Consider the following 8,189-nt stretch of genomic DNA (forward strand, 5'->3'; position numbering starts at 1 on the left):
GCGTTGCGCTGGCCCTCCAGGGCCGGCAGCTCGGGGCCGGGGTTCATGCCCATGATCTCGCGGGCGGCGTTCATGTAGTGCAGGCCCTCCAGGGCCGACTCGCGCGCCAGCTGCGCCTGCTTGACGGTCTGCGCCTGGGAGATCGCGGAGGCCGCGGCGTTGTAGCGCTCGGAGGCATCGGCGATCGCCTGGGTGGAGGCGGCGTCGTTGCCGGCGATGGTGAGCACCTGCGACCCCAGACGCTCGATCCAGCGGCGGGCGTCCGCCTGGGCGTCGGCCAGCTGGGTCTGCTCCAGCTCGGCCTTCTTGTTCTGGCTGTTGCGGTTCGTGTACCAGTAGGCGCCGCCGCCGAGCAGCAGGAGGAGGAGAAGCAGTTCCACGTGAAGGTCACCTTTCGTTAGCTGTTACCTGTCCAACGCTTATCGACGCCCGTTTGTTCCGGTTTTCTTTATTCGCCCACCATGCGTTAGACTGGTCCGGCACACGCAGGGGAATGTCGTATAGTGGCTAATACCTCAGCCTTCCAAGCTGAAGACGCGGGTTCGATTCCCGTCATTCCCTCCAAGTTTTAAGGCAGGCCCCGCACCGTGGATTTTCTCCGGTGCGGGGCCTTTTGCGACCCCCATGCAGCGGTCGTGATCACAGTGCCGGTAGACTGCTCACCACACCTACGGGGCGTGGCGCAGCTTGGTAGCGCACCTGCTTTGGGAGCAGGGGGTCGCAGGTTCAAATCCTGTCGCCCCGACGTAGGGACCGGTGCATGCCGGGCTCAAAAGTACTGCCGTATCAATGTGAAACCAGGAGAGTTACTCGTGAAGAGTTCCGTCGAGAAGCTGAGCGACACCCGCGTCAAGCTCACCGTCAACGTCCCCTTCGAGGACCTGAAGACTGAGATTGACCAGGCCTACTCGGCCATCGCCCAGCAGGTGTCCATCCCGGGTTTCCGTAAGGGCAAGGCTCCGCGCCAGCTCATCGACGCCCGCTACGGTCGCGGCCCCATCCTCGAGCAGGTCGTCAACGACATGCTGCCGGTCCAGTACCAGAAGGCCGTCGAGGAGAACGAGATCGTCGCCATCGGCCAGCCGAGCGTCGACATCACCCAGATCGAGGACAACGAGTTCGTCGAGTTCACCGCCGAGGTCGACGTCCGCCCGGAGATCGAGGTCCCGGACTTCTCCGAGCTGTCCGTCACCGTCCCGGCCGTCGAGGTCGACGACGCTGCCGTCGACGAGGAGATCGACCGTCTCCGCGCCCGCTTCGGTGAGCTCAAGGACACCAAGCGCAAGCTGAAGACCGGCGACTTCGCCATCATCGACCTCAAGGCCACCGTCGACGGCGAGGTCGTCGACGAGGCCACCACCGAGGGCCTGTCCTACGAGATCGGCCAGGGCGATCTCATCGACGGCCTCGACACCGCGCTGCGCGGCATGAAGACCGGTGAGGACAACGAGTTCACCACCACCATCGTCGCCGGTGAGCACAAGGACAAGGAGGCCACCGTGGCCGTCCACGTCCAGCAGACCAAGGAGCGCAAGCTGCCGGAGTTCGACGACGAGTTCGCCCAGCTCGCCTCCGAGTTCGACACCGCCGACGAGCTTCGCGACGCCACCCAGGCGCAGGTCGCCGAGTCCGGCAAGGCCCAGCAGGCCGCCAACATCCGCGACGAGGTCCTCAAGGCCGCCCTGGCCAAGACCGACTTCGCCCTGCCGGAGTCCATCGTCGACGAGCAGGTCCACCAGCAGCTCCACCAGCTGCTCGGCCAGATGGCTCACGACGAGAACGCTCTCAACGAGGTCCTCAAGTCCCAGGGCATGACCCGCGAGGAGTTCGACGAGCAGGCCCGCAAGGACTCCGAGGAGGCCGTGCGCACCCAGCTGTTCCTGGACACCCTCGCCGAGCAGGAGAACCCGGAGGTCTCCCAGCAGGAGCTCACCGACCACATCCTGTTCACCGCCCAGTCCTACGGCATGGACCCGAACCAGTTCGTCGGCCAGCTGCAGCAGTCCGGCCAGATCGCGAACCTGTTCTCCGACGTCCGCCGCGGCAAGGCCCTCGCGGCCGCCATCTGCCGTGTCTCCGTCAAGGACGAGGCCGGCAACGACGTCGACCCGGCCGAGTACTTCGGCGATGAGGTCGAGGCCGCTGAGTCCGAGTTCGTCGAGCAGGCCGCCGAGAAGGCTGAGTCCGAGGACTAATCCTCACCCATAGACGCGCCCCCGACCTGTGTGGTCGGGGGCGCGTTCTTGCACTCGGCCTCACTACCTCGGCTTCACTCCCTCGGGAGGGGCCGTATCCGGGCTCGTGGGCTCGGTATCGCGGTGAGGCCTACTAAACGGGGCCGAGGCCAGGAGGCCTACTCGAAGCTGGCCACCAGTCGGCCGACAACCTCACCGTTCTTCAGCTTCTCGATGCCCTCGGGGATCTCGTCGAAGCCGATGGTGGTGATCGTCGGGTTGAGCTTGCCGGTCGCCATGTACTCGTAGACTCCGGCGATGTCTTCCTTGGTGCCACCGTTGGATCCGACCAGGCGGGCCTGGTTGAGGATGAGTGACTTGGTGGAGATGGTGGACTCCAGCTTGCCCATGCCGACCACGACGACGGTGCCGTCGCGGCGGATGATGTCCACGGACTGCGCGGTGGTGGTGTCGAAGCCGGCGAAGTCGACGATGACGTCGAAGGTGACGTCCTCGAACTCGGTGATGGACTTCTTCACTCCCTTGGCGCCGAGCTCCTCGGCCAGGGGCCACACCTTCTCGTTGACCTCTGCGACGTAGACGTCGGCACCGGCGAGCATGGCGACCTTCGCGCCGATCTGGCCCAGCCCACCCAGACCGATGATGCCGACGACATCACCTTCCTTGACACCACCCTGCGTGATGACGGCCGCGTAGGAGGTCATACCGGCGTCCGTGGCGGCAGCGCCCTGGAGGAAGTCGACGTTGTCCGGCAGGGGGACAAGGGCCTCGGCGGCGACGGCCATCTTCGGGGCGAAGCCGCCGTCGAAGGAGTAACCGGGGGCGCCGGCGGCTGTGGTGGGGCAGACGCCCACGCGGTCACCGACGGCGAACTCGGTCACGCCGGGGCCCACCTCGGCGACGACGCCGGCGTTCTCGTGGCCGATGGTGATCGGTCGCTTCGCCAGCATCGACAGCCAGCCCTCGTCTTCCAGGAGTCCGACGTCGGAGTGGCACAGGCCGGCGGCCTTCATCTCCAGGACTACCTCCCCCTCTCCGGCGACTGGGTCAGGAACCTCGTTGAGGACGAGGGGCTCGTGGGTGTTGGTGAACTGCCATGCCTTCATGGTGCTGCTCCTTCAGATAGATTTTGATGACATGTCCCATACTACCGTGTTGGGGGAATGACGGCGCGTCGATAAGCGTTGGGACGCTGTGAGCGAACAGAAGGGCGATCCGGGGAGAGGCACTAGTACCCTGGGAGCCAACGAACCAGAAGGAGTGAAGCTGACATGACTGATCAGATCCGGATGACGTCCCCGGGGGCGGGCATGAACCTCGGTGACTCGGTGTACGAGCGCCTGCTGCGTGAGCGCATCGTGTTCCTCGGCCAGCAGGTCGACGATGAGATCGCCAACAAGATCTGCGCGCAGATCCTGCTGCTGTCCGCGGAGGATCCCTCCCGCGACATCTCGCTGTACATCAATTCCCCGGGTGGTTCCGTCACCGCCGGTATGGCGATCTACGACACCATGAAGTACTCCCCGTGCGACATCGCCACCTACGGCATGGGCCTGGCGGCCTCCATGGGCCAGTTCCTGCTCTCCGGCGGCACGAAGGGCAAGCGTTTCGCCCTGCCGCACGCCCGCATCATGATGCACCAGCCGTCGGCCGGTGTCGGTGGTACCGCCGCGGACATCGCCATCCAGGCCGAGCAGTTCGCGCAGACCAAGCGCGAGATGGCCGAGCTCATCGCCGAGCACACCGGCCAGAGCTTCGAGCAGATCACCAAGGACTCCGACCGTGACCGCTGGTTCACCGCTCAGGAGGCCAAGGAGTACGGGCTCGTCGACCACGTCATCAGCCACGCTGAGGGCCCGATCAGCAACTAGGGAATGAAAGAGACAATGATGAACAACTTCCAGATGCCCCAGTCGCGTTACGTCCTGCCCTCCTTCATCGAGCAGTCCGCCTACGGCACCAAGGAGACCAACCCGTACGCGAAGCTCTTCGAGGAGCGCATCATCTTCCTGGGCACCCAGGTCGACGACACCTCCGCCAACGACATCATGGCGCAGCTCCTCGTGCTCGAGGGCCTTGACCCCGACCGCGACATCACCATGTACATCAACAGCCCCGGTGGTTCCTTCACCGCGCTGATGGCGATCTACGACACCATGCAGTACGTCCGCCCGGACGTGCAGACCGTCTGCCTCGGCCAGGCCGCCTCCGCCGCGGCCGTGCTGCTGGCCGCCGGTGCTCCCGGCAAGCGTGCGGCGCTGCCGAACGCCCGCGTGCTCATCCACCAGCCGGCCACCCAGGGCACCCAGGGCCAGGTCTCTGACCTGGAGATCCAGGCCGCCGAGATCGAGCGCATGCGCCGCCTCATGGAGACCACGCTGGCGCGTCACACCGGCAAGGACGCGGAGCAGATCCGCATCGACACCGACCGTGACAAGATCCTCACGGCCGAGGAGTCCGTCGAGTACGGCATCATCGACACCGTCTTCGACTACCGCAAGCTCAACGCTTAAGGTGAGCGGAAAGGGGCCCTGCGGGGCCCCTTTTTTCATGCTTATCGACGCTCCGTAGCCCCCACAGGGGGATCGCCCACGTGTCCTGCGTTAACCGTGGGAGCCGCTTCCGCTCAACCACCCCGCTTTGTGCAGAATTCTGCATGACTGTGCGATAATCTGCACAGGAGGTCAGGCCGTGAAACTACAGAACCCATTCTCAGCACTCGGTCCCACCGGCATCGATTCTCAACTGCTGACCGTCTTGGCGCGCACCACCCGGGTGCTTTCGGCCGCTGAGATTCACAGACTGCTCCCTGAACAGGGCTCCCTCCGCGCGGTCCATGACGGCCTGCGGCGCCTCGAGGCCCACGGTGTCCTCCAGGGACACTCCATCGGAAGGAGCGTGGGCTATCAACTCAATCGCGACCATGTCCTGGCACCGGCAGTCGCCCTGATCGCCGACGCAAAGATGGAGGTGTTCCGGCGCCTCCGGGCCATGGCCGCCGCGTGGGAGGTGCAGCCAGTGGTCATGTACGTCTTCGGCTCCACCGCGCGGGATGACATGCGCACTGACAGTGACATTGACCTCTTGGTGGTGTTCCCCGACGGAGCACCAGACGACATTGTCGAAAACCAGCTATCGGCCCTGAGCGAGGGCGTGTGGGCGTGGACGGGGAACGAACCACGCCCATTGCTCCTGCGCGTCAGTGAGGTGACTCCCAGTGGAGTGATGGAGTCCGTTGAACGTGAGGGGGCCATCGTCGTCGGGGATCCGCAGTGGCTCAGGAGGCGGCTTCGTGCGCTAGCCTGATGGCATGTCGACTCGGGGGAAGACAGTGCCTGCTGACGATCACGTCAGGAGGGGCCGTGCTCGCAAGGCGGTGGGTTTTTACAATCATGCAGAAGATCTGCTGTTGCTCCATGAATCCGCGCACGAAGATTCGTGCGCCTCACTGTATGTCCACGCCGGCATTGCTGCCGCCGATGCCATCTGTGCGAAGTCATTGGGAGTCCACGCCAAGGGGCCGGATCACCGGCAGGCGGTGAGACTGTTGGCGGAAGTGAACAAGTCTGCTGCTAACAAACTCGAGTTGCTGTTGTCCTTGAAGACCCGGGCTGAGTACGGGCACGAGAGTATCTCCTCCACACAGCTGATCCAGGCACGGCGTGCAGCAGCGCATCTCATCGGCCTTATCTAAGCGAAGCGAACCCCCGTGGGGCCATGGTTATCACCAGCTAGAGGTCAGGCTATGGATCGGGCGACTGCCGGGTGGACTGCCCGGGCAATCTACTTGATCTTTCCGTGGAGGGTCTGCCTGCCGTGATTTGTCTTTAGGGCAGTCGATGTCGATCCCTGGCCGGTCGGACCGGATCGGTTCCGCCGCTTATCCCTCGTGCGGCGGCAGGATCGCCTCCGGGGACTCGGGCAGAATTTGCCCGCCGTCGACGACCAGCGTCTGGCCGGTGATGTAACCGGCCTCGCGGGTGGCCAGGAAGGCCGCGGCGTTGCCGATGTCCCGGGGGTCACCGAGGCGCAGGGCGGGGATGCCGCGGGCCATCTGTGCCAGGTACTCCTCGCCCTGGGCCTTGAGGCCGTCGGTGAGGATGTTGCCGGGGAGGACACCGTTGATGGTGATGCCGTCGCGGGCGATTTCCAGGGCGGCGCCGCGCATGAAGCCCTGCTGCGCGGCCTTGGAGGCACCGTAGTGGGACCAGCCGGGGTAGCCGGTGTGGGAGCCGGTGATCGAGGTGGTGATGACGATGCGCCCGTAGCGTTCCTTCCGCATGTAGGGCAGCACCTCCTGCACGACGACGAACGTGCCGCGGGTGTTGATGTCGAACATCTGGTTCCACTTGTCGTCGTCCAGCTCGTCGAGGGTGGCCTGCGGGAAGACGCCGGCGTTGGAACACAAGATCCGGATGCCGCCGAACTCTTCGGCGACGTCCTTGAACACGGCGCGGACCTGGTCGCGGTCAGTGACGTTGAGCTCACGGGCATGAGACCCGGTCTCGGCGGCGGTCGCCTCGGCGGCGGCCAGGTCGAGGTCGGCGATGACGACGTTTGCTCCGGCCTCGCGGAGCGATTCGACGATGCCGCGGCCGATGCCGGCGGCTCCTCCGGTGACGATGGCGGTCTGTTTGTTCAGGTCGAACATGGTTATGCGACTCCTGGTGGGTGGGGGAGGGGGTCGCTTCCACGGTACCGAAGCTATCTGAGACCTCCATCGGCCTGTTTGAGGCAAGCCGGAGTTGAAGTCAGCCGCTTGTGGCACCGACGCACACATCCTCACCTCGCCCCGTACGCGTACCAATACTCGAGTCCGAATGTCGAGCAAATGAAGATCGGGTCGATCCGTTCACCTGCAGGAGCGCTCTAGTGAGACGAGGTGGATGTGCTGTCAGACTTCCGGGGGATTCGTTCCCACGGCCGGATCGCTATGAGAAGAAGCCACAAAGCGACCACGAGAAACAGTGGATCCCTGAAACTGGCGACGAGACTCAGGACGATCCCGATGATTTCCAGATAGGGCAGGGATCGTGGTTTATGTGAACGTGACGTCATAAGGCAGCACTACCTGGGGGTACAGCTGAGGACGGAGTAGCCGTACAGGGCGAGAAATCCCATTCCTTGAGCAGCCATCCATGCGGGATGGCCGGGACGGAAGAGATTGCGATACTGGGCGACGGTAGCCCAGCCGGCCGCAGCGCAGCTGACAGGGTTTGCCCGCGGCTGCGGGCCCACCAGGGCTGATGTAATGTGCAGACGGTTCGCCTCGTCTGCCTCGACTGAAATATCCACTTGACGGCCGTCAGGCATGGAGGTGAGACCGCTCTCGAAAGATCCGACAATCTCCCCTGCCTCGTTCTTCACCTGAACGTGGCCGTGACCTGCATTGACCGCCCGGTGGTCGCGGAGCTCGTAAACGAACTGTTGCTGTCCTTCGACGTAATCAGCGGAGATCAAATATGCCTCCACCTTGTTTCCGTTCAGGGCAGTGAGCTCGACACCTCCAAACTCGGAAGCCGGGGTCTCTTGAGCGGAATCGTCAGTCTTCTGCTGAGCCGAGGAGGAAGACATTGAACTGCCTGGTTCAGCGAACGCGGGGGCGGGGAGACCAGCTGTCAGCACCGCGACGACGAGGGGAGGGGAAAAGCGTGTAGCGAAATCTCATGGTTCGAATACCTCTGAGGTGGTCGTTTGTCCCGGTCGCCTGCAGGGCGACCGGGACAGCGGCGTGTTTAGGCCGCTCTTCGACGCTAACAACTGAGATTGGCCAAGGCTAATGATGCGCCCGGGGCTGGATCCGAATGCCACCCAGCAGGTGGGGAGCGAAGCTTCGATTCCGCCTGTGTACTCGCCTTTTTTCTGCGCGTCACCCAGGTCACCCAAGTGAATCAAAATCCGCCCGCTACAACTCGTCCAGCACCCTCGGCAGCTCGTTTCTCGTGCGCACGCCGAGCTTCCGGTACACGCGCGTGAGGTGGTACTCGACGGTCT

The 8,189-nt window shown here is 64.2% G+C and carries 8 protein-coding genes, 2 tRNA genes and 1 pseudogene; 7 read left to right on the forward strand and 4 right to left on the reverse strand.

Annotation, left to right across the window (positions count from 1 at the left end):
• Positions 1 to 380 (reverse strand): annotated as a pseudogene (locus tag Q4F73_RS10005) (DUF1542 domain-containing protein); the annotation flags it as partial.
• A 109-nt stretch (positions 381 to 489) separates the two neighbouring features.
• Between Q4F73_RS10005 and Q4F73_RS10010 the strand changes: the two are divergent.
• The 3 genes from Q4F73_RS10010 to tig all read left to right on the forward strand — a co-directional run bounded on the left by Q4F73_RS10010 (position 490) and on the right by tig (position 2,195).
• Positions 490 to 564: transfer RNA gene (locus tag Q4F73_RS10010), tRNA-Gly, on the forward strand.
• 107 nt (positions 565 to 671) lie between these two features.
• Positions 672 to 745: transfer RNA gene (locus tag Q4F73_RS10015), tRNA-Pro, on the forward strand.
• A 67-nt stretch (positions 746 to 812) separates the two neighbouring features.
• A complete protein-coding gene (gene tig, locus Q4F73_RS10020; protein WP_303359206.1) occupies positions 813 to 2,195 on the forward strand; it encodes a trigger factor in 1,383 nt (460 codons plus the stop codon).
• A gap of 158 nt (positions 2,196 to 2,353) precedes the next feature.
• Here tig and Q4F73_RS10025 read toward each other — a convergent pair whose 3' ends face one another.
• On the reverse strand, positions 2,354 to 3,301 hold the full coding sequence (locus Q4F73_RS10025) for a zinc-binding dehydrogenase (RefSeq protein WP_303359207.1): 948 nt from the start codon (positions 3,299 to 3,301) through the stop codon (positions 2,354 to 2,356).
• Positions 3,302 to 3,466: 165 nt separating this feature from the next.
• On the opposite strand from Q4F73_RS10025, the gene Q4F73_RS10030 reads away from it, so the two are divergent.
• From Q4F73_RS10030 to Q4F73_RS10045, 4 genes are all read left to right on the forward strand, one after another.
• Positions 3,467 to 4,066, forward strand: coding sequence for an ATP-dependent Clp protease proteolytic subunit (locus Q4F73_RS10030; protein WP_303359208.1), 600 nt, complete (start codon positions 3,467 to 3,469; stop codon positions 4,064 to 4,066).
• 15 nt (positions 4,067 to 4,081) lie between these two features.
• The gene (locus Q4F73_RS10035) at positions 4,082 to 4,708 is read left to right on the forward strand and encodes an ATP-dependent Clp protease proteolytic subunit (RefSeq protein WP_303359209.1); all 627 of its coding nucleotides are present in this window, start codon (positions 4,082 to 4,084) and stop codon (positions 4,706 to 4,708) included.
• A 178-nt stretch (positions 4,709 to 4,886) separates the two neighbouring features.
• Complete coding sequence (locus tag Q4F73_RS10040) at positions 4,887 to 5,501, forward strand: nucleotidyltransferase domain-containing protein (protein ID WP_303359210.1); 615 nt, start codon at positions 4,887 to 4,889, stop codon at positions 5,499 to 5,501.
• Between the two features lie 70 nt (positions 5,502 to 5,571).
• Complete coding sequence (locus Q4F73_RS10045) at positions 5,572 to 5,889, forward strand: hypothetical protein (protein ID WP_303359211.1); 318 nt, start codon at positions 5,572 to 5,574, stop codon at positions 5,887 to 5,889.
• A gap of 186 nt (positions 5,890 to 6,075) precedes the next feature.
• Here Q4F73_RS10045 and fabG read toward each other — a convergent pair whose 3' ends face one another.
• Together fabG and Q4F73_RS10055 are read right to left on the reverse strand one after the other, a co-directional pair.
• The gene (fabG, locus tag Q4F73_RS10050; protein ID WP_303359212.1) at positions 6,076 to 6,846 is read right to left on the reverse strand and encodes a 3-oxoacyl-ACP reductase FabG; all 771 of its coding nucleotides are present in this window, start codon (positions 6,844 to 6,846) and stop codon (positions 6,076 to 6,078) included.
• A 416-nt stretch (positions 6,847 to 7,262) separates the two neighbouring features.
• Entirely contained in the window at positions 7,263 to 7,769 is a 507-nt protein-coding gene (locus Q4F73_RS10055; protein ID WP_303359213.1) for a hypothetical protein, read from the reverse strand.
• Positions 7,770 to 8,189 lie beyond the last annotated feature (420 nt).

Source organism: Corynebacterium sp., from assembly GCF_030535495.1.
Taxonomy (GTDB): Bacteria; Actinomycetota; Actinomycetes; order Mycobacteriales; family Mycobacteriaceae; genus Corynebacterium.

Excerpts from the sequence above, each read along its gene's own strand:
- Q4F73_RS10025 (WP_303359207.1), bottom strand. The coding sequence starts at position 3,301 with ATGAAGGCATGGCAGTTCACCAACACCCACGAGCCCCTCGTCCTCAAC.
- Q4F73_RS10030 (WP_303359208.1), top strand. The coding sequence starts at position 3,467 with ATGACTGATCAGATCCGGATGACGTCCCCGGGGGCGGGCATGAACCTC.
- Q4F73_RS10035 (WP_303359209.1), top strand. The coding sequence starts at position 4,082 with ATGATGAACAACTTCCAGATGCCCCAGTCGCGTTACGTCCTGCCCTCC.
- fabG (WP_303359212.1), bottom strand. The coding sequence starts at position 6,846 with ATGTTCGACCTGAACAAACAGACCGCCATCGTCACCGGAGGAGCCGCC.
- Q4F73_RS10055 (WP_303359213.1), bottom strand. The coding sequence starts at position 7,769 with ATGTCTTCCTCCTCGGCTCAGCAGAAGACTGACGATTCCGCTCAAGAG.